Below are 19,445 nucleotides of genomic sequence, written 5' to 3'. Positions count from 1 at the left end.
CCGGGCGGTCACGCTACCGGGGCCTGAGCCTTCAGGGTGCGATAGACATAGTCCGCCGCCGGCACATTTCCATCGACTTCTTCGAAAGTCGCGGCAATCGCGGCGACTTTATCGTGGTTTGGCGAGAGGTGGCAGATCGGATCGGTATTCCGGGCATCGCCGGTCAGCGCCATCGCCTGGCAGCGGCACCCACCGTAATCCTGATGTTTGCGCGGGCACGAGCGACAAGGCTCGACCATCCAGTCGTCACCCCGGTAAGCGTTGAACGCCGGCGCATTGAACCAGATGTCGGCGATCGAATGATCGCGCACATTCCAGAATTCGAGGCCGGGAATGGTTTCGGCAGCGTGACAGGGCAAAACTTTGCCGTGCGGCGTGATGTTCAATGTGCGCTTGGCCCAACCGCCCATGCAGGCTTTGGGATATTTGGCATAATAATCCGGCGCGACATGATCGATGACGATCTTGCCCGCATAGAATTTGCGCAATGCCTCGACCTCGGTCACAGCCTTTTCGACCTGCTCCCGCGACGGCATCAGAGCCTGCCGATTAAGATAGGCCCAGGCATAATATTGCGTGTGCGCGATCTCGACACGCCGCGCGCCAAGCTCGACGGCGAATTCCACCATCCGTCCGGCACGGGCGATATTGGCGCGATGGATGACGGCATTGACGGTCAGCGGAATGCCAACCTCATTGACCCATTTGGCGACATCCATCTTGCGGGCGAAGCCGCCCTTGTAGCCGCCGATCCTGTCGGCCGACTCGGCCTCGGCATCCTGAATCGAAAGCTGGACATGATCGAGCCCCGCGTCGGCCAGCTCGCGCATCCGTTTTTCCGAGATACCAACGCCCGAGGTAATGAGATTGGTATAGAGACCGACGTCGTGGCAATGCTTGACAAGTTCGACCAGATCGGGACGCGACGCCGGCTCGCCGCCGGAGAGATGCACATGCAGAATGCCGGCGGCCGCCGCTTCGGAGAAGACGCGCTTCCAGGTTTCCGTATCGAGTTCCCCCGCGCGCGAGTCAAGCTCCACCGGGTTCGAGCAATACGGACATGAGAGCGGGCAACGGTGCGTCAGCTCGGCGAGAATGCCGACCGGCGCTGGAATCGCCTCCGAGACTTTCTGCGGCGCATTCATAGATCCACCATCCGTTTGGCGGCGAGCTCCGCGAGGAGCGCCCGCACATCGGTGTCGATCTGGGTGCGATCCGCGGCAAACGCGGCGGCGAGCTGATCGACGATCTCACCTAATGTGGCCTTGCCATCGCACCGCTTCAAGATTTCGACGGCAACGCCATTAAGCTTTAAGATGCGCTCCGGTGCCATGAGCAGCCATTCGTCGCGTGTTGCATCATGTTTCAGATGCATACCACGCGGCAAATGCGGCTTCGCATCCGCGCTGATCGCTGCGGAATCGTTCACGCCGCCCTACTGCGCGGCGTCGCGACCGTGCCCGGCTCCCAAACGCCCGGCGAACGATAGTTCTCGACATAGCCTGTCCACAAAGCATCGAGCTGCGTCCAGAGCACATCGCACTTGAACTCGAGCGCCTTGATGACGGCTTGCTGCTGCTCGGGCGTCTTGGCGTGCGTCTTGACGAAATCGAGCGCCCAATCGGCATCGCGCTTCGCCTGTGTCGGCCGATAGGAGAAATAGGCCAGCGTGTCCTTGCTGACATAATCGTAATTCGCCAGCATGCCCGACATGCGTTCGCCGATGATGGTCGGCGAGAATAATTCGGTGAGCGACGAGGCCACAGCCTCGACCGGGCTCCGCTCGCGAACAAAGGTGGCATAGGCTTCAACAGCAAATCGCGTCGCCGGCAGAATGCCCGCGGTCGATTCAACATAATCGCGCGGAAAACCGAGGCTGTCAGTGAGCTTCAACCAGCGCTCGATCCCACCATCGCCGGGTTTAAGCCCATCATGATCCTCGATACGCTTGCGCCACTGGCGGCGATCCTCGGCATCGGTCAGGCGCGTCAGCACGATCGCATCCTTGATGGGGATCGTCGCCTGATAATAATAGCGATTGAGCGCCCAGGCCTGAACTTCTTCATACGTGCATTTGCCGCCGTACTGGCGCGCGTGAAAGCGATGCTTGTTATGATAGCGCTCGGCGCCGACTGCACGCAGCGCGGCTTCCAATTCGTCCGGGCTCAAAAGTCTCTGGCTCATAGTGCGATCTCCATCCCGTCATAAGATATTTCCCACCCCGCCGCCTCGGCCTTACTGCGCTCGGGCGAATCCTCAATGAGGACGGGGTTGGTATTATTGATATGCACGAAGATCTTGCGGTGTATATTGAGGTCGCTCAACCGCGCGAGAGAACCTTTCTCGCCCGTCATCGCCGTATGGCCCATGCGCCAGGCTGTCTTCTGCGACAGTCCGAGCTTGACCATTTCATCGTCGGTGAATGTCGTACCGTCGTAGAGCAGCAGGTCGGCGTTGCGCAATCTGTCTTGCAACTTCGCATTCACTTCGGCGCAGCCGGGGATGTAATAAAATGTCTTACCGCCGCCGGTGATTTCGAGGCCAATTGTCGTCTCACCCTCGGCGCCAATCTCGACCGATCCGCCTTCAAGATAGAGCGGTACCTTGCCTGGTACAGCAAACGGTATGATGCGCAGGCCGAACCCGGTATCAATTGTCTCGTTGAGATCAACCTCGTTGAATTTCACCAGCTCGCGATTCAACACGCCGAAAATATTGCCCCCGGTGACTTCGCCCAATGTCGTCTTGCTACCGTAGACGGTGAAGCTCTGTTGCTCGCGCAGAGTCAGAAGTCCGGTCAGATGATCGACGTCGCCGTTTGTGACGAAGACCGCGGAGATCGGCGATTGGCGTTTGGCGCCGCGCGGATGCAATTGCGGTGTGGCGATGATCTGCTGACGAAGATCGGGTGAGGCGTTAAGTAACAGCCAATGTTCGCCGCCCGCGCTCACCGCGAGACTTGATTGCGTCCGCGGTTTGACACGTTTGTCGCCTTTCCAAGCGAGTTGGCAGACGGGGCAAAGGCAATTCCATTGCGGGAAGCCTCCCCCGGCCGCCGAGCCGAGGACGATGATCTGCAAGATAGCGCCCTCAGCTTTATCGTTGGGAAACCAGCACTGGTTTCGGCCGATTAGATCTCAGCCGACTCGTAGCTGGTGACTTCCATACCGACGCAAACTTCGACGGCAACCGGAGCAGTCCAAGCCATGATTTCCTCCATTAGCTTTTCCGTTTTGGACAGGTATTCCCATCCAAATCGGATGTGACACAAAATAATGCGCCAGGCCACGGGAAGTTAGAGCAGCAATCTCTTTCTTACAGATGTATTACAATCAAGCCTTTACGCGGCTTTTTCCGGCCAGATACGCAAGCTTTTGTGACGGCGAAACCTATCGCGGCGGCGTCCCGTTGAGCCGCAAAACTTCGCCCGCAAGATAGAGCGAACCGGCAATCAGCACGCGTGGCGGCACCGCCCATTTGCGCGCTGTCAAAAACCGCAACGCCGACTCGATGCTCTCGCAGGCGACCGCCGGCAGACCGGCTGCATTGGCCAACGCCGCGATATCGGCCGGCGTCCGCGCCGCATGTTCGCCATGAACCGGCACGGCGAGCACCTCCTGCGCCAGCCCTTTGAAAGCGCGCAGAAAGGCCGCGGTATCCTTCGTCGCCAGCGTCCCGGTCACGATGACGAGCGGGCGCGGCGCCTTTTCCTCGCGATCGGCCATGGCCTGAGAGAGGACGCGTGCGCCATCCTCATTATGGGCGCCGTCGAGCCAGACTTCCGAACCGGCCGGCGCCAGAGCGACGAGATTGCCTTTGCTCAGGCGTTGCAGGCGCGCTGGCCATTCCGCCGTCGCGAGGCCGATTTCGAGGGCGTGCGGCGAAAGCGCGGGCTCGACAAGGCGCAACGTCGCGATCGCACCCGCCGCATTCTGATGTTGATGCCGGCCGGCCAATTTCGGCAGCGGCAGATCGATCAGTCCAGCTTCGTCTTCATAAATGAGACGCCCGTGTTCTTCGCGTACGTGAAAATCCTGCCCTGCGATCTGAAGCGGCGCGCCGACCTTCGCGGCCTGCGCTTCCAGCACCGCGAGCGCTTCCGGTTGCTGAAAGCCGAGGACAGCAGGTACGCCAGGCTTCAGGATTCCGGCTTTCTCACCAGCGATTTCGGCGACACTATTGCCGAGGAATTCGGGGTGATCCATCGACACAGGCGTGATGAGTGTCGCGGCCGGACGCGCAATGACATTGGTCGCATCGACGCGGCCGCCGAGACCGACTTCAAGCAAAAGATAATCCGCCGGGTGACGATTGAAGAGGACGAAGGCCGCGGCGGTCGTCACTTCGAAGAACGTGATCGGCGCGCCGTCATTCACCTTTTCGCAGAGCGCCAACGCCTCGGCGAGTTCGCTATCTTCGACAAGCCGGCCGCCAGCCTTATCGCCAAGCCTGATGCGCTCGTGAAACCGCACGAGATGCGGCGAGGTATAGACATGCACGGTCTTCCCCGCGGCCTCGAGAATCGCGCGCATGAAGGCAATGCTCGAACCTTTCCCATTCGTGCCGGCGACATGGATCACCGGCGGCAGGCGATCCTGCGGCGAGCCCAAATCCTTCAGCAGCCGCTCGATGCGGCCGAGCGACAGATCGATTTTCTTCGGGTGCAGATCGAGCAGGCGTTCGAGAATCGGATCCGATTGCCCGGCGTCCCGCTCAAACGACGGCGCGCTCATGCAGCATCCTGCAAGGCGGGACGATGCGTCAGCAGCGCGCAAAGCCGCGCCAGCGTGGCGCGTATCTCGTGCCGCCGCACGACCATATCGATCATGCCATGCGTCTGCAGATATTCGGCGCGCTGGAATCCTTCCGGCAGACGCTCGCGGATCGTCTGTTCGATCACCCGTGCACCGGCAAAACCGATGACGGCACCGGGTTCGGCGATATGGACATCGCCCAGCATGGCATAAGACGCCGTGACGCCGCCGGTCGTCGGATTGGTCAGAACGACGATATAGGGCAGCTTCGCCGCGCGCAGCTTTTGCACGGCGACCGTCGTGCGCGGCATCTGCATGAGCGAGAACATACCCTCCTGCATCCGAGCGCCGCCGGACGCGGTGAACATGATGAAAGGCGTATGGTTGGCAACCGCATGCAACATGCCGGTCACGATGGCTTCGCCCGCCGCCATGCCAAGCGAACCGCCAAGAAATTCGAAATCCTGCACGCCAACGGTGACGTCGATGCTCTCGACCCGGCCAGTGCAGATTTTCACTGAATCGGGTGCGCCGGTTTTCAGCCGGTTTTCCTTCAGCCGGTCGACATAGCGTTTCACGTCGCGAAATTTCAGCGGATCATGCGGCACGTCCGGCGTCGGTATCGTCTCATAGGCGCCATTGTCGAAGAGCGTGTCGAGCCGTGCCTTGACCGGCATCTTCATGTGGTAGCCGGAGCCCGGTACGACATAGAGATTGGACTCAAGGTCCTTATGGAAAATCAGTTCGCCGCTGTCGGGGCATTTGACCCACAGGTTTTCCGGCGTCTCGCGGCGCAAAAGCGAGCGGATTCTCGGCGGAACGACGTTGGAAATCCAGTTCATGCCAGTCCTTTACAGGGGCGGCGCGCGGCGCCGAGATCAGGCAGTTTATTCGTTTGGGGCGCCGAGGCAAAGCCTTAGACGGGCTCGCGCGCGGCCTTGCGGATGCCGGCGGCAAGGTCACGGACGAGATCGGTCACCGCGGCGACGCTGGCAGAAGTCGCGTGGCCCTCTTCATCGAGAGATTTGCGCAATGCATCAACAAGCGCCGAGCCAACGACGACGCCGTCGGCCACCTTGGCGATAGCGGTGGCGCTTTCGGCGTTCTTGACGCCGAAGCCGACCGCAACCGGCAGCGCCGTATGCTGCTTGAGCCGCGCGACGGCGGCGCCGACCTTGCCGTAATCGGGCGTCGCGGCGCCGGTGATGCCGGTGATCGAGACGTAATAGACAAAGCCCGCGGTATGGGCGAGCACGGCTGGCAGGCGTGCATCGTCGGTCGTCGGCGTTGCGAGACGGATGAAATCGAGCCCTGCGTCGAGCGCCGGCAGGCAGAGTTCGCTGTCTTCTTCCGGTGGCAGATCGACCACGATCAGACCATCGACACCCGCCGCCTTCGCGTCGTCGAGAAAACGCGCGACGCCATAGACGTAGATCGGATTGTAATAGCCCATCAGAATAACCGGCGTCGCCGCAGCGGATTTGCGGAAATCCGCGACGAGCGCGAGCACTTTGGTGAGCGTCGTCTTCGCCGCCAGCGCCCGCAAGCCTGCCGCCTGGATGGCGGGGCCATCGGCCATAGGATCGGTGAAGGGCATGCCCAATTCGATCAGATCGGCGCCCGCTTCAGGCAGGGCTTTCAGCAAAGCGAGCGAGGTTTCGAGATCGGGGTCGCCGCCCATGACGAAGGTCACAAGCGCGGCGCGGCCCTCGCGGGCGGTCTCGGCAAAACGGGTGTCGATACGGGTCATGGCGGCGGTGGCTAACACGAAGCAACGGCCTGCGAAAGTCTCGACAACGCTCCGCCGAAGATATACATGCTCATGAAGTATATCATGGAGGCTGGCGATGCAGATTGCGAAATGGGGCAACAGCCTCGCGGTACGGCTGCCCAAATCCGTCGTCGAGGCTTTGGATTTGAAGGAAGGCGATGACATCGGGATCGAAGTCCTGGGTGCGCGCAGCCTGGCAGTCGAAAAAACGGTATCGCCCCAGGAATTGCTGTCGCGACTGAGAAAGTATCGAGGCCGCCTGCCCGCCGATTTCCGCTTCGACCGGCTCGAGGCCAATGAGCGCAACTGATCGGCCCTTCTTCGATACGAACGTCCTCGTCTACCTGCTCTCGGACGATGCACACAAAGCGGACCGGGCCGAAACCCTGCTTTCGGGTGGCGGCATTGTCAGCGTGCAAGTTCTCAACGAATTCGCCGCCGTTAGCCGCCGTAAACTGCGGCTCGCGTGGCCAGAAATCCGCGAGATATTAGCGACCATCCGCGCTGTCACGCGCGTCGAACCTCTGACCTTGGCAATGCATGAAGCCGGACTCGAGCTCTGCGCCCGTTATGATTTTGCGCTTTATGATTCGATGATCGTTGCCGCGGCACTGCAAGCGCATTGTACGTTGCTCTATTCGGAAGACATGCAGGACGGGCATGTCATCGAGACGCTCACAATCCGCAATCCCTTTCGCGAAGCCTAGCGGGCGAAAATTCCTACGGCAGAACGCCGTACTTTTCGAACCAGGCCTTCATTCGCTTCCAGCCGTCTTCCGCCGCATCTTTGCGATAGCTCGGGCGGTAATCGGCATGGAAGCCATGCGGAGCGCCCGGATAGATATGGAACTCGGCCGTCTTGTGATCCGCCGCCAGCGCGGCCTTCATCTTCTCGACCTGATCCGGCGTGATGCCCTGATCCTGCGCGCCAAAAAGCCCGAGCACCGGCTCCTTGACCTCGCCCGCGAGCTGATAGGCATTATTCGGCATGGCGGCGCTCGGCGGGTCCATGAGGCTGCCATAGAAGGCGACGCCCGCCTTCAGATGCGGATTATGCGTCGAATAGAGCCAGACGGTGCGGCCGCCACGGCAGAAGCCGATGATGCCCACGCGCGCCGGATCGCCGCCCTGTTCCACGGCCCAGGCGAGCGTCGCATCAAGATCGGCGAACAATTCCTTATCCGACTTGCTGTTGACGATCGGCAGCAGCTTCGGAAGTTCGGAAATTTTCGAGACGTCGCCAAGCCGGAAGTAATAATCCGGCGCAACCGCCAGCGCCCCGAGCTTGCCGAGGCGGCGCGTGACATCCTTGATGTATTCGTGCAGGCCGAAGACCTCCATCGCGACGAGGATGATCGGCGGCTTCTTTGCGCCGTCAGGCTTGGCGAAATAAAGCGGCATGTCGCCGCCCGCGAGGGCGACCTTGGCCATGCCCGCATCGAGACCTTCGGCCGACGTGTGAATCGCATCGGCACGCACCGAACCTGCGGCAAGCGTGTATCCCGCGGCAGTCGCGCCAGCAGCCGTCATAAAACCCCGCCGCGACAGGGGCGCGAACTTGGTCAAACCTTCAATATCGGACATGATCGGTTGCGACGACACCCGTGAACTCCCGAGAACAGTGAAGCGATTACATCCCGCCGAGGTGATCGGCGACGGTGAAGATGTCCTTGTCACCGCGGCCGGAAATGTTCACCACCATAAGATGATCGCGCGGCTTCTGCGGCGCGATGTCGATCACTTTCGCGAGCGCATGTGCGGGTTCGAGCGCCGGAATGATCCCTTCCTGCTGCGCGCAAAGCTGGAAGGCGGCAAGCGCCTCGGAATCGGTTGTCGAAAGATACGTGACTCGGCCCGTCTCCTTGAGCCAGGAATGTTCCGGCCCGATGCCCGGATAATCGAGACCGGCGGAGATCGAGTGGCCCTCTTCAATCTGCCCGTCAGCATCCATCAAAAGATACGTGCGATTGCCATGCAGGACGCCCGGCCGGCCGCCGGCGAGCGACGCCGCATGCGCCTTGTCGAGGCCATAGCCGGCGGCTTCGACGCCGTAGATTTCGATCTGCCGATCGTCGAGGAACGGATGAAACAGGCCGATCGCATTTGAGCCGCCGCCGATGCAGGCAAAGAGCGAATCCGGCAGCCGTCCCTCTGCCGCCTGCATCTGCGTGCGCGTCTCTTCGCCGATCACGCACTGAAAATCGCGCACCATCGCCGGATAAGGATGCGGCCCAGCCGCCGTGCCGATGCAATAGAACGTGTTCTCGACATTGGTGACCCAATCCCGCAACGCCTCGTTCATCGCATCCTTCAACGTGCGCGCACCGGATTGCACCGGCACCACTTTCGCGCCGAGCATGTGCATACGAAAGACGTTCGGCTTCTGCCGTTCGACATCGACCTCGCCCATATAGACGATACATTCGAGGCCGAAGCGGGCGCAGGCCGTCGCCGTCGCGACGCCATGCTGGCCGGCGCCGGTCTCGGCAATGATGCGGGTCTTGCCCATGCGCCGCGCGAGCAGAATCTGCCCAAGCACATTGTTGATTTTGTGCGCGCCGGTGTGATTCAACTCCTCGCGCTTGAAATAGATTTTCGCGCCATGTTCAGCGTCGGTGGCCTTGCCGCGCAGATAGTCCGTCAGCCGTTCGGCGAAATAGAGTGGGCTTGGGCGACCGACGTAATGAGTGAGAAGATTGTTGAGTTCGGCGTGAAACGCCGGGTCCTTCTTCGCCAGCTCATAATGGCGTTCGAGATCGAGGATGAGCGGCATCAAGGTCTCGGCGACGAAACGTCCGCCGAAAATGCCGAAATGCCCGCGATCGTCGGGGCCAGTGCGGAAGGAGTTGGGAGTCTGCTCGTTCAATGTCGTCTCGTGTTCGAGAATCGCGCCTGCTCTTAATTGTTTCGTCGCATCGGATTTATCCGAAAACCGCTTCGCACTTTTCGGTCCGATGCTCTATCCGCTCTTAGCCAGCGAACCAAGCTTTTCCGTCGCTCGCGCCGCCGCGATGAAACGGACGATTTTGCCGATATCCTTGACGCCGCGGGCACTTTCGACGCCTGACGAGACATCGACGCCGGGCGCACCTGTTGCGGCAATCGCCGCCCCGACATTATCCGCCGTCAAGCCGCCGCCCAGCAGCCAGGGCTTGGCGAAGCTGCGCCCCGCGAGCAACGTCCAATCGAAGGCGCGGCCATTGCCACCCGGCAGCGCCGCCGCGTCAGTGGGCTGGGCATCGAAAAGCAGCATGTCGGCAAATGCTTCATAGGCGCCGATCTTGTCGAGATCAGCGACTGTTCCGAGGCCAATCGCCTTCATCACCGGGCGCCCGAATTTTTCGCGGATCGCGGCGACCCGCGCCGGGGTCTCCGCACCATGCAATTGCAAAATATCAGGTGCGAAAGCCTTGATCGCCGCACTGAGAAGCTCGTCGTCCGCATGGACAGTAAGCAATGTTTTCGGCGCCCGGCCTGCGACTTGAGCGACAAGTGCCGGCGCGGCCGCGAGCGGCACGTGACGGGGGCTGCGCGCATAATGCACGAAGCCGACCATATCGGCGCCAGCGTCGAGGGCGGCAGCAAGCGTCTCGGAGGTCGAAAGCCCGCAGATTTTGACGATCATGCCGGGCTTTTACACGCTCGCAGCGGCAAAAACGAGTTTTATGAATGCGTGGTCTGGCTGCGCAGCCGATTGGCTTCGGCGCGGCTCTCACGCAGGGCACGGCGATGTTTGCCCTGCGACAGCCATGTGAAAAAGCCGCCCAGAATCACGCCGATGATAATCGCGGCGATCAGGACAATGAACAGCGGCGCTTCGACCGCGCCGGCCGTGGTCGAGGTGAATGGGTCGAAAGACACGAGGACCGCGTGCCGGTTCGCGACCGCCAAGGCAAGGCCGATGAGCGCGAGCGGCAGCAGAATCAGCACTTCCAGAAGGCGTTTCATCTGCAAGACTTCATCTACAAGACCCGCGGCTGCGATCAGCTCAAATAGCCGTCGTTGAGGCGTTCGCGCATTTCCTTGCCGGTCTTGAAGAACGGCACGGCCTTTTCATCAACGGACACATGCGCGCCAGTGCGCGGATTGCGGCCAAGACGCGCGTCGCGATGCTTGACTGAAAAAGCGCCAAAGCCGCGCAATTCCACCCGGTCGCCGCGTGCCAACGCTTTGACAATCTCGTCGAGGATGGCGTTCACGATCTTCTCAACGTCGCGCAGATAAAGATGCGGATTGCGGTCTGCGATCCGCTGCACGAGTTCCGACTTGATCATGTTGCGCCCCCTGCCGTCATTCTCTGCCGACTTCGCCCTCACGCGAAACCTGCCCGGCGCACTCCAGTCCCCGGAGAGCGCGCCTCGTGTCATCAAATCATGTTCTAAGGTGACCGCCAACGCCCGAAACACGTTTGGCTTCAATTAGCAGGGCCAGCCTGCCAAATCGCCACAAGACCGTCAAGTAATTGTCCCTGGGCATAAGTCTCGGTGCCGCCCAGCACATTTGCCAGCGCCGGGAAGCCCAAAACTTCTGCGATTTTTGCGGCACTGCTGAAAATGCCAAATCGCTGAAACCGGTCTGTCGTGGTCCAATCACGCACCGGCAGCCCATGCGGCACTTTCCTGACGCGCTCGAGCCAGGCGACGCCTTCGCGCTCCTCGCCGACTTCATCGATGAGCTTCAGCCCGATGCCCTGTCGGCCGGTGAACACGCGGCCATCATCAACCGCCGCCAATTGCGCATCCGTCATGCCGCGGCGGTCTTTCACCAGGCCTTTGAACCATGTGAAGCTGTCGGCCACGAGTGAGGCCAGCGCGGCGCGCACCTCCGGGCTCGTCGGCTCGTACCCGCTCGGCTCCGCCTTGAGCGGCGAGGATTTCACCGAATCCATCTTCACCCCGACTTTGCCGAGGAGACCCGAGAGATCGGGATATTCAAACAAAACCCCAATCGAACCGACGAGCGCGTTGCCGGGCGCCACGATGTGATCGGCGCCGATCGCCGCGATATAGGCACCGGACGCCGCCATTGTGCCGACGACGGCAACCATCGGCTTTTTCGCCGCCAGACGCCGCAATGCGATGAAGAGCTTCTCCGCACCCGTCGTCGTGCCCCCGGGGCTGTCGATCGCAAGGATCACACCGGCGGTATTTTTGGACTCCGCGACATCGTTGATCAGCTTCAGCGTCGCCCGGTCCCCGGTGATGACGCCAGAGATCGTGATGCGCGCGATATGCGACGACGCAAGCCCCAAGCTGGAGCGGCCGGAAACGCGCAGACCGATGAACACCAGGCCGGCAATCAGCAGCAAAATCGAAACGACCCGCCAAAAGGACAATTTCCGCTGCAGCAGCCGCCGGTCGACGATGTAATCGGCGGGAGATGTATTCGACATGCCTGTTCCCTTGGCGGTGGAAAGCCGGGGCGGAACCTAAGCCCCAGTGCTTGATGAGGCAAGCCCGTGCGTCACCACGTTATTTTACATTTGATCGAGTGCCATCAGAGCGAGGCCGGCTGCGACCGATTGAAACGCATCGCCGATATGAACGCGCGCCTCGCCGAACCGGCTCTGAAAGAGCGCGCGGACGGCCGGGACAAAGGATGTTCCCCCAGTGAGGAAGACGGCATCGATATCGTCGAACTGCAACCCAGCCTGGATGATTGCGCGCTCCAGCGCCTCCACTAATTTGGCAAGATCCGGCGCGATCCATTGTTCGAAATCGTGACGCGTCACCTCGGCCTCGATTTTCACGCCTTCGCGATCGAAGCGGAACGGCACGATATCGGCGCTCGAAAGCGCGGCCTTCACCTCGCTGACGCTGCGATAAAGCTCAAATCCAAGATCCATCTCGATCAGGGTTTGCAAATTCTCCAGCATCCGTGGCTCTTCGGCCACCAGGATCAGCTTTCTCAATTCGGCAAGTGTCGCGCCTGACTTCAACCAGGATAATTGGTGCCATTGCGCGAAGGCAGCGTAGAAATAGGCCGGCATCGGCAGAAGCTTGTCGAACGAACGATAAGCTGTTCCCTTGCCAAGCTGCGGCGCCACGACGTTCGTGATGATCCGGTAGTCGAACGTATCGCCGGCGACGCCGACACCCGTATGCGCCAGCGGATGGGCGACGAAACTCGCGCCCCGGCGCTCAAAACGCAGGACGGAGAAATCGCTGGTGCCGCCGCCGAAATCCGCGACCAGCACCGTCTCGTCGCGTTGCAGCCGGCGCGCATACCAATAGGCTGCGCCGAGTGGCTCATAAGCAAGCTTCACCCGCGGCAGCCCGGCATCATGATAGGCTTGCTTCAAACGTGCGACCGCAAGATCTTCGTCCGGCCGCTCGCCGGCAAAGACCACGGGGCGGCCGCTGACCACCGGCAAATTCTGGGTGAGATCGCGCGTGTCGCCGAGCAAATGGCCGAGAAAGGTCGAAACCAGGCGCTCGATCGTGAAACGCTCGCCATAGAGCCGCGTCTCGCTGAAGAGCGGGCTCGCCAGATGGGTCTTGATCGATTGGATGAAGCGCTGCTCGCCCTCGGCCGCAATGGCGCGTTGAAGCGCCTCGGGCCCCGCGACGTGCTTCACCGCGCGGCCTTCACGCCAGAACATCAGGGCTGTGCGAAACGTCTGCGTCGGGCCGGCGGCGCTCGGCCAAGTCAGGGTCTCGACCTCGCCGTCCCGCCCCGCGATGGCGACGACGGAATTCGTCGTCCCAAAATCCACGCCGATCGCGACGCCGTCTGCGATATTCATAGGACCATTCATCAAGGGAACTGACAGAAAAGCCCGCACGGCTTGCACCGCGCGGGCTTTTAATTCCGAGAATTCGACGAAATTATTCGTCGTCTTCCTTCTTCTTGGCACCCTTCTTGGTGTCCGTGTCGCGCGCTTTCAGCGCGGCGCCAAGAATATCGCCAAGCACGGCGCCCGAATCGGCCGAACCGAACTGGGCGATCGCTTCCTTTTCTTCGGCGACTTCGAGCGCCTTGATCGAAACCGCAACCTTGCGCGCGCGGCGATCGAGCTGCGTGATGCGGACATCGACCTTTTCGCCGACGGCGAAACGGTCGGGCCGCTGATCGGCGCGGTCGCGGGCCAATTCGCTACGCTTGATGAATGCGACGAGATCGGTACCGGTGATCTTGACGTCGATCCCACCCTCTTTCACGTCGATCACTTCGCAGGTGACGATCGAGCCCTTCTTGAAGTCGGGGCCGCCTTCTTCCGTCGCAGGCGCGTCGAACGGGTCAGTGCCGAGCTGCTTCACGCCGAGCGAAATGCGCTCCTTCTCCTGATCGACATCGAGCACCTTGGCGCGAACGATATCGCCCTTCTTGTAGTCGTCGATCACCTGCTCGCCGGGCTTGTTCCAGTCGAGATCGGAGAGATGGACCATACCGTCCACATCGCCTTCGAGGCCGACGAACAGACCGAACTCGGTCTTGTTCTTGACCTCGCCCTCGACAATGCTGCCGACCGGATGCTTCTCGGCAAAATCTTCCCACGGATTGGCGAGAGTCTGCTTGAGGCCGAGCGAAATACGACGCTTGACCGGATCGACTTCGAGAACCTGAACGTCGACTTCCTGGCTCGTCGCGACGATTTTGCCGGGGTGGACGTTCTTCTTGGTCCACGACATTTCGGAAACGTGGATCAGGCCTTCGATGCCCGGCTCCAGCTCGACGAACGCGCCGTAGTCGGTGATGTTGGTCACGCGGCCATGGATGCGGGCATTGACCGGATATTTGGCGTCGATGCCCTGCCACGGATCGTCGAGCAATTGCTTCATGCCGAGCGAGATGCGGTGCGTCTCGTGATTGATCTTGATGATCTTGACCTTGACCGTCTGGCCGATGGTCAGAACCTCGCTCGGATGATTGACGCGGCGCCAGGCAATGTCGGTGACATGCAACAGACCGTCGATACCGCCGAGATCCACGAACGCGCCGTAATCGGTGATGTTCTTGACCACGCCGTCGATGACCTGACCTTCTTCAAGGTTGGCGACGATCTCATGGCGCTGTTCCGCGCGGCTCTCTTCAAGCACGGTGCGGCGGGAGACGACGATATTGCCGCGGCGGCGATCCATCTTGAGAATCTGGAACGGCTGCGTGACATGCATCAGAGGCGTGACGTCGCGGATCGGCCGGATATCGACCTGGCTGCGCGGCAGGAAGGCTACGGCGCCGTCGAGATCGACGGTGAAGCCGCCCTTGACCTGATTGAAGATGACGCCTTCGACCTTTTCCTGCTTCTCGAAGGCACGCTCAAGGCGCACCCAACTCTCTTCGCGACGGGCCTTGTCGCGCGAGATCACCGCCTCGCCCAGTGCATTCTCGATGCGCTCAAGGTAAACTTCGACTTCATCGCCGACGCTCAGCGTGCCTTCGCGGCCCGGACCCTGGAATTCCTTGAGGGCGACACGGCCTTCGGTCTTGAGGCCGACGTCGATGACGGCGACATCCTTTTCGATGGCGACGACAATGCCCTTGATGACCGCGCCTTCGAGAGCTTCGTTGTGGCCATAGCTCTCATCGAGAAGCGCGGTAAAATCCTCGCGCGACGGCGCGTAGGTGCTGGTAGATGTCATTCGTTCTCCTGAAATGCCCAATCGGGCAAAACGCCGGCGGTTAAAGGTTGACGGAGCTTTTCCCCACCGTGGCCTGCCCAAGGACAGGATCACCCGCATCAAAAAGGCGGACCGGCGTCGGACGACGGGAAAAAGCTAGGTTCGGGCGGCTATGTAGCAAGCGCGCGCCCCCCGGGCAAGGGGCGCGCGGCAAGAGACGTGCGGGAACTGCAAAATGGACCTTGAACCGGCTTCGCCGAGGCGATCAGCCCGGCAGAAGCACCGTGTTGATCACATGAATGACGCCATTGCTCTGGTTAACGTTGGAGATGGTGATCCAGGCTTTGTCGCCCTTGGCGTCGATGAGTTCGAGCTTGCCGTCATATTCCTTGACCGTCAGTTGCGCGCCCTCAACGGTCTTCAGCATCGCCTGGCCACCGCCCAGCTTGACCATTTCCTTGAGCTGGCGGGCCGAATAGCGGCCAGCGACGACATGATAGGTCAAAACTGAGACGAGGGTGGATTTGTTCTCGGGCTTGAGCAGGGTGGCAACAGTGCCCGGCGGCAATTTGGCGAAAGCTTCGTTCGTCGGGGCGAAGACGGTGAACGGGCCCGCGCCTTCGAGCGTTTCGACGAGGCCAGCGGTCTTCACGGCCGCGACCAAGGTCGTGTGATCTTTCGAGTGAACGGCATTTTGAACGATATTGCGCGATGGATACATCGCCGCGCCGCCGACCATCGGGTCTGAGGACATCATCGTCGCCTGCGCCGCGGGGCCGGAAAATCCGGTCAGCGTTGCGGCGAGGACGAGAGCATTAAGTTTCGAGAACTTCATAATTCGTCTCCTTAAGCGGACATCGCCGGCGGAAACTCAACTGGCGCCGCCATGCGCGTCACAACCATCTACGGAAGGCGATCGAAACGGGTTTCGCGATTTGAAAAGAATTTCGCACGCGTGGCACGCGCCTAGACTTTGTTTCGTATCCGTCGTTAAGGAGATTGAGTGCGAAGACGGGGTTGCCGCATTGACGCGATTGGACAACAGCGAACTCGTCAGCTTCCTGGTTGCAACGGCGCGTGGCGACCGCGCAGCTTTCGCTGAACTTTATCGGCGCACCGCACCGAAACTTTTTGCGATTCTCTTGCGTATTCTTCCGAGCAAGAGCGTGGCGGAAGAGGCGCTCCAGGACGTATTTTTGAAAATTTGGCAGAATGCGGGAAGTTTTTCGCCCGAAGCCGGCCCTGCGATGGGGTGGCTGGTATCAATTACGCGCAACCGCGCGATCGATATCATCCGCGCGAAAAATCCGGCCAAACCTGCCGAAACCGAGAACACGAATTTTCTCGCAAATATCGTCGATCTTTCCGGCGGCGAGGAGCAGATGATGGAACTCGCCACTTTACGGCATTGTCTTGGAACGCTCGAAGAATCGGCGCGCAATTGCATTCTGCTCGCCTATTACAACGGCTATTCGCGCGAGGAACTGGCGAGCCGCTTCGGCCGCCCTGTCGGCACGATCAAGACATGGCTGCACCGTAGCCTTGCGTTGCTCAAGTCTTGCCTGGAAGGCGCAACATGAGCGACGAACCTGACATGCAAGCCGCCGAATATGTTCTCGGCACGCTCCCGGCGGATGAGCGCCGCGCGTTCGAGGCATTGCTTGCGCGCGATCCCGCGACGCGGCTGGATGTAGAGAACTGGGAGCACCACCTTGCGCCCCTCAACGATGCGCTGAACGATGTCGAGCCCTCAGAAAACGTTTGGCAAGCGATCGAGGCGGCGCTGCCGGAATCAGGGGCTGCGACGCCCCCTTCGCTTCTGCTGCTGCGCCGGTCGCGCAACCGCTGGCGCACTGCGGCGATCATCGCGGGTGCTTTAGCCGCCGGGTTCGCGGCAGTCAGCATCGATCATCTCTTGAAGACGCCGCGCGAAGCCGCAGGCAGCTATGTCGCCGTCGTCAATCGCACCGGCGATCAGCCTGCGCTCATCATTCGCGTCGACCTCGCCACGCGCACCGTTTTTGTGCGGCCTGTCGCAACAAGCGTCCCGCAAGGCCGCAGTCTCGAACTCTGGTATATTGGCAATCATCTGGCGCCGAAGTCGATGGGTCTTGTCGATAAGACCGACCGCAGCATTGCGCTGCCGCAAGGCGCGCCGATCGAGAAGGCAAATTTTGCCGTGACCGTCGAGCCTCAGGGCGGCTCACCGTCTGGCGCGCCGACCGGGCCGATCGTTTATTCAGGTCAATTGCTCAAGGAGTGAGGCGCGCTTTGCATCTGCGCCTGCACGATGGCCAGCGCCCGGTTGAACGCGGCTTCGATATCGAGATCGGTCGTATCGAGTTCGACCGAATCGGCGGCGGCTCGCAATGGCGCCGTGGCGCGCGAGGCATCGCGCGCATCGCGGCGGCGGATTTCTTCCAGGATCGCCAGATAATCGACCGTTTCGCCCTGCCCCTTAAGCTCAAGCGCGCGGCGGCTCGCGCGCGTCTCCGGCGTTGCGGTCACGAAGATTTTGACCTGTGCTTGCGGGCAGATCACAGTGCCGATGTCGCGCCCGTCGAGAACCGCACCGCCCGGCCGCGTTGCAAAATCGCGCTGCAAATCGATGAGCGCCTGACGCACTTCCGGAATCGCGGCGACGATCGAGGCGGCTTCACCCATGTCGCGACCGCGCAATATTTTGGCGTTGAAGTCAGTCAGCGACAAACCGCGCGCCGCGGCGACGGCGGCGCGTACGTCAGCAAGATTTTGCCCATGATCCATGAGCATGCGGGCGGTCGCCCGATAAAGCAGACCCGTATCGAGATGCGGCAAGCCGAGTCGCTCGGCCAGACGGCGCGCCAAAGTGCCTTTGCCGGACGCCGCCGGTCCATCAATCGCGACAATCATGAAAAGCGCGCCCCGAGGCTTGTAAGCGAAGTCTGGAAGGTCGGGAAACTCGTTGCAATCATCGCCGAATCGTCGATCGCCATGCCCCGCTTGGCCGCAAGCCCAAGGCACAGGAAACTCATTGCAATGCGATGATCGAGATGCGTCGCCGCGACGCCGCCGCCCGACACCTCGCCATCGCCGCCGACGACGATGAGGTCGTCGCCCTCGATAATGCTCTCGACGCCAGCGGCCGTAAGCCCATCTGCGACCGCCGCAAGGCGATCGGATTCCTTCACCCGCAATTCCGACAAGCCACGCATTCGTGTTGCGCCTGAAGCGAACGCGGCGGCCACGGCGAGGATCGGATATTCATCGATCATCGACGGTGCCCGCGCTGCCGGCACATCGACGCCGCGCAATTCCGAGCCGCGCACGCGCAAATCCGCGACGCGCTCGCCGCCTTCATCGCGCTCATCGAGGACATCGATACGCGCGTCCATTTCCAGAAGCGTCTGAAGAAGCCCCGTGCGCAGCGGATTCATCATCATGCCCTCGATGACGATGTCCGAGCCCGGCACGATGAGCGCCGCCACAAGCGGAAAGGCCGCCGAGGAAGGATCGGCCGGCACGACCACGGGCGTCGGCTTAAGTTCGGGCCGCCCCTCAAGCGTGATCTTGCGGCCCTCGGCCCCAAACGGCTCGCTCGCGATCAGCGCGCCAAAATGCGCCAGCATCTTCTCGGTATGGTCGCGGCTCGCCTGCGGCTCGATCAGCACAGTACGGCCGGGCGAATTAAGCCCCGCCAGCAGCACGGCAGATTTGATCTGTGCCGAGGCGACGTCAGTGCGGTATTCGATCGGCAGGGGCTCCGGTGTCCCTTTGAGATGCACCGGGCAGCGGCCGCCGTCGCCTTGCGACAGAACTTCAGCGCCCATCCGGGTCAAAGGATCGAGCACGCGGCGCATCGGTCGCTTGCGCAGCGAGGCGTCGCCATTGAATTCGGCAGTGATCCCATGACCACCGACGACGCCCATCATCAGCCTCGCGCCGGTGCCCGCGTTGCCGAAATCGAGCGGCCCTCGCGGCTCCAGGAGCGCGCCAATGCCGACGCCGTCCACCTGCCAGGCGCCCTCGCTACGCCGCTCGATTCGCGCGCCCAGCGCACGGCACGCGGCGCCCGTGTGGAGGACATCCTCGCCTTCGAGCAGGCCTTCGATCTGCGTCCGCCCGACGCTCAGCAGCCCGAGGATGAAAGCACGGTGCGAAATGGATTTATCGCCGGGTGGCCTCAAACGGCCCTTGAGCGGGGCGCCGGGCGCCGCGCTTGCGGCAGTGGCTGACGGCGAAACATGCATCGAAACAGTCAAAATCCCTCCAGGCCGGGCAAGTGCTTTCCCCGCTGGTAACATGTGGCTTGGGGAAAAGTCATGGGCCAATTCACCCCGCCCGCACACGGAAATCCCATGACGCGGGTGGCCTGCGGCT

General features: G+C 61.4%; 23 protein-coding genes. 4 read left to right on the top strand and 19 right to left on the bottom strand.

All coding sequences use genetic code 11. From position 1 onward, the window contains the following. Positions 1–8: 8 nt before the first annotated feature. From pqqE to trpA, 8 genes are all read right to left on the bottom strand, one after another. Complete coding sequence (gene pqqE / locus WDN02_RS08985) at positions 9–1,145, bottom strand: pyrroloquinoline quinone biosynthesis protein PqqE (protein ID WP_337293164.1); 1,137 nt, start codon at positions 1,143–1,145, stop codon at positions 9–11. Continuing rightward, positions 1,142–1,429 carry a pyrroloquinoline quinone biosynthesis peptide chaperone PqqD gene (gene pqqD, locus WDN02_RS08980; RefSeq protein WP_337293163.1) on the bottom strand — a complete coding sequence of 96 codons (288 nt, stop codon included), beginning with the start codon at positions 1,427–1,429 and terminating at the stop codon, positions 1,142–1,144. The genes pqqE and pqqD overlap by 4 nt, the downstream gene beginning before the upstream one ends. After that, positions 1,426–2,184: a pyrroloquinoline-quinone synthase PqqC gene (pqqC, locus tag WDN02_RS08975; RefSeq protein ID WP_337293162.1), complete on the bottom strand. Its 759-nt coding sequence runs from the start codon at positions 2,182–2,184 to the stop codon at positions 1,426–1,428. Before pqqC ends, pqqD begins: the two co-directional genes overlap by 4 nt. After that, entirely contained in the window at positions 2,181–3,080 is a 900-nt protein-coding gene (pqqB, locus tag WDN02_RS08970) for a pyrroloquinoline quinone biosynthesis protein PqqB (protein ID WP_337293161.1), read from the bottom strand. Before pqqB ends, pqqC begins: the two co-directional genes overlap by 4 nt. A gap of 50 nt (positions 3,081–3,130) precedes the next feature. Further along, complete coding sequence (gene pqqA, locus WDN02_RS08965; protein ID WP_337294902.1) at positions 3,131–3,208, bottom strand: pyrroloquinoline quinone precursor peptide PqqA; 78 nt, start codon at positions 3,206–3,208, stop codon at positions 3,131–3,133. Positions 3,209–3,389: 181 nt separating this feature from the next. After that, positions 3,390–4,733 carry a folylpolyglutamate synthase/dihydrofolate synthase family protein gene (locus WDN02_RS08960; RefSeq protein ID WP_337293160.1) on the bottom strand — a complete coding sequence of 448 codons (1,344 nt, stop codon included), beginning with the start codon at positions 4,731–4,733 and terminating at the stop codon, positions 3,390–3,392. Continuing rightward, the gene (gene accD / locus WDN02_RS08955) at positions 4,730–5,596 is read right to left on the bottom strand and encodes an acetyl-CoA carboxylase, carboxyltransferase subunit beta (protein WP_337293159.1); all 867 of its coding nucleotides are present in this window, start codon (positions 5,594–5,596) and stop codon (positions 4,730–4,732) included. Before accD ends, WDN02_RS08960 begins: the two co-directional genes overlap by 4 nt. Positions 5,597–5,670: 74 nt before the next feature. Further along, positions 5,671–6,504 carry a tryptophan synthase subunit alpha gene (gene trpA / locus WDN02_RS08950; protein ID WP_337293158.1) on the bottom strand — a complete coding sequence of 278 codons (834 nt, stop codon included), beginning with the start codon at positions 6,502–6,504 and terminating at the stop codon, positions 5,671–5,673. A gap of 97 nt (positions 6,505–6,601) precedes the next feature. On the opposite strand from trpA, the gene WDN02_RS08945 reads away from it, so the two are divergent. Beyond that, positions 6,602–6,835: an AbrB/MazE/SpoVT family DNA-binding domain-containing protein gene (locus tag WDN02_RS08945; RefSeq protein ID WP_337293157.1), complete on the top strand. Its 234-nt coding sequence runs from the start codon at positions 6,602–6,604 to the stop codon at positions 6,833–6,835. Continuing rightward, complete coding sequence (locus WDN02_RS08940; protein ID WP_337293156.1) at positions 6,822–7,232, top strand: PIN domain-containing protein; 411 nt, start codon at positions 6,822–6,824, stop codon at positions 7,230–7,232. Before WDN02_RS08945 ends, WDN02_RS08940 begins: the two co-directional genes overlap by 14 nt. 13 nt (positions 7,233–7,245) lie before the next feature. Here WDN02_RS08940 and WDN02_RS08935 read toward each other — a convergent pair whose 3' ends face one another. From WDN02_RS08935 to WDN02_RS08895, 9 genes are all read right to left on the bottom strand, one after another. After that, positions 7,246–8,127, bottom strand: a complete 882-nt coding sequence (locus tag WDN02_RS08935) for a dienelactone hydrolase family protein (protein ID WP_337293155.1) — start codon at positions 8,125–8,127, stop codon at positions 7,246–7,248. A gap of 28 nt (positions 8,128–8,155) precedes the next feature. Beyond that, on the bottom strand, positions 8,156–9,391 hold the full coding sequence (gene trpB, locus WDN02_RS08930; protein WP_337293154.1) for a tryptophan synthase subunit beta: 1,236 nt from the start codon (positions 9,389–9,391) through the stop codon (positions 8,156–8,158). Positions 9,392–9,484: 93 nt separating this feature from the next. Further along, positions 9,485–10,150, bottom strand: coding sequence for a phosphoribosylanthranilate isomerase (locus WDN02_RS08925; RefSeq protein ID WP_337293153.1), 666 nt, complete (start codon positions 10,148–10,150; stop codon positions 9,485–9,487). A 38-nt stretch (positions 10,151–10,188) separates the two neighbouring features. Then, positions 10,189–10,473: a LapA family protein gene (locus WDN02_RS08920; protein WP_337293152.1), complete on the bottom strand. Its 285-nt coding sequence runs from the start codon at positions 10,471–10,473 to the stop codon at positions 10,189–10,191. 35 nt (positions 10,474–10,508) lie between these two features. Next, entirely contained in the window at positions 10,509–10,799 is a 291-nt protein-coding gene (locus WDN02_RS08915; RefSeq protein ID WP_337293151.1) for an integration host factor subunit beta, read from the bottom strand. A 140-nt stretch (positions 10,800–10,939) separates the two neighbouring features. Continuing rightward, positions 10,940–11,917, bottom strand: coding sequence for a signal peptide peptidase SppA (gene sppA, locus WDN02_RS08910; protein WP_337293150.1), 978 nt, complete (start codon positions 11,915–11,917; stop codon positions 10,940–10,942). 84 nt (positions 11,918–12,001) lie between these two features. Further along, complete coding sequence (locus WDN02_RS08905; protein ID WP_337293149.1) at positions 12,002–13,270, bottom strand: Hsp70 family protein; 1,269 nt, start codon at positions 13,268–13,270, stop codon at positions 12,002–12,004. Positions 13,271–13,352: 82 nt separating this feature from the next. Beyond that, positions 13,353–15,107, bottom strand: coding sequence for a 30S ribosomal protein S1 (rpsA, locus tag WDN02_RS08900; RefSeq protein ID WP_337293148.1), 1,755 nt, complete (start codon positions 15,105–15,107; stop codon positions 13,353–13,355). Positions 15,108–15,351: 244 nt separating this feature from the next. After that, entirely contained in the window at positions 15,352–15,921 is a 570-nt protein-coding gene (locus WDN02_RS08895) for a fasciclin domain-containing protein (RefSeq protein WP_337293147.1), read from the bottom strand. 190 nt (positions 15,922–16,111) lie between these two features. On the opposite strand from WDN02_RS08895, the gene WDN02_RS08890 reads away from it, so the two are divergent. Further along, a complete protein-coding gene (locus WDN02_RS08890) occupies positions 16,112–16,666 on the top strand; it encodes a sigma-70 family RNA polymerase sigma factor (protein ID WP_337293146.1) in 555 nt (184 codons plus the stop codon). Beyond that, positions 16,663–17,349 carry an anti-sigma factor gene (locus WDN02_RS08885; protein WP_337293145.1) on the top strand — a complete coding sequence of 229 codons (687 nt, stop codon included), beginning with the start codon at positions 16,663–16,665 and terminating at the stop codon, positions 17,347–17,349. The genes WDN02_RS08890 and WDN02_RS08885 overlap by 4 nt, the downstream gene beginning before the upstream one ends. Here the strand turns inward: WDN02_RS08885 and cmk are convergent. Both cmk and aroA read right to left on the bottom strand, forming a co-directional pair. Then, entirely contained in the window at positions 17,331–17,978 is a 648-nt protein-coding gene (gene cmk, locus WDN02_RS08880; protein ID WP_337293144.1) for a (d)CMP kinase, read from the bottom strand. The genes WDN02_RS08885 and cmk overlap by 19 nt on opposite strands. Then, positions 17,975–19,315: a 3-phosphoshikimate 1-carboxyvinyltransferase gene (aroA, locus tag WDN02_RS08875; protein WP_337294901.1), complete on the bottom strand. Its 1,341-nt coding sequence runs from the start codon at positions 19,313–19,315 to the stop codon at positions 17,975–17,977. The genes cmk and aroA overlap by 4 nt, the downstream gene beginning before the upstream one ends. Positions 19,316–19,445: the final 130 nt, after the last annotated feature.

The organism is Methylovirgula sp. (assembly GCF_037200945.1).
Classification (GTDB): Bacteria; Pseudomonadota; Alphaproteobacteria; order Rhizobiales; family Beijerinckiaceae; genus Methylovirgula.
This window is presented reverse-complemented; position numbering and strand designations above follow the sequence as displayed.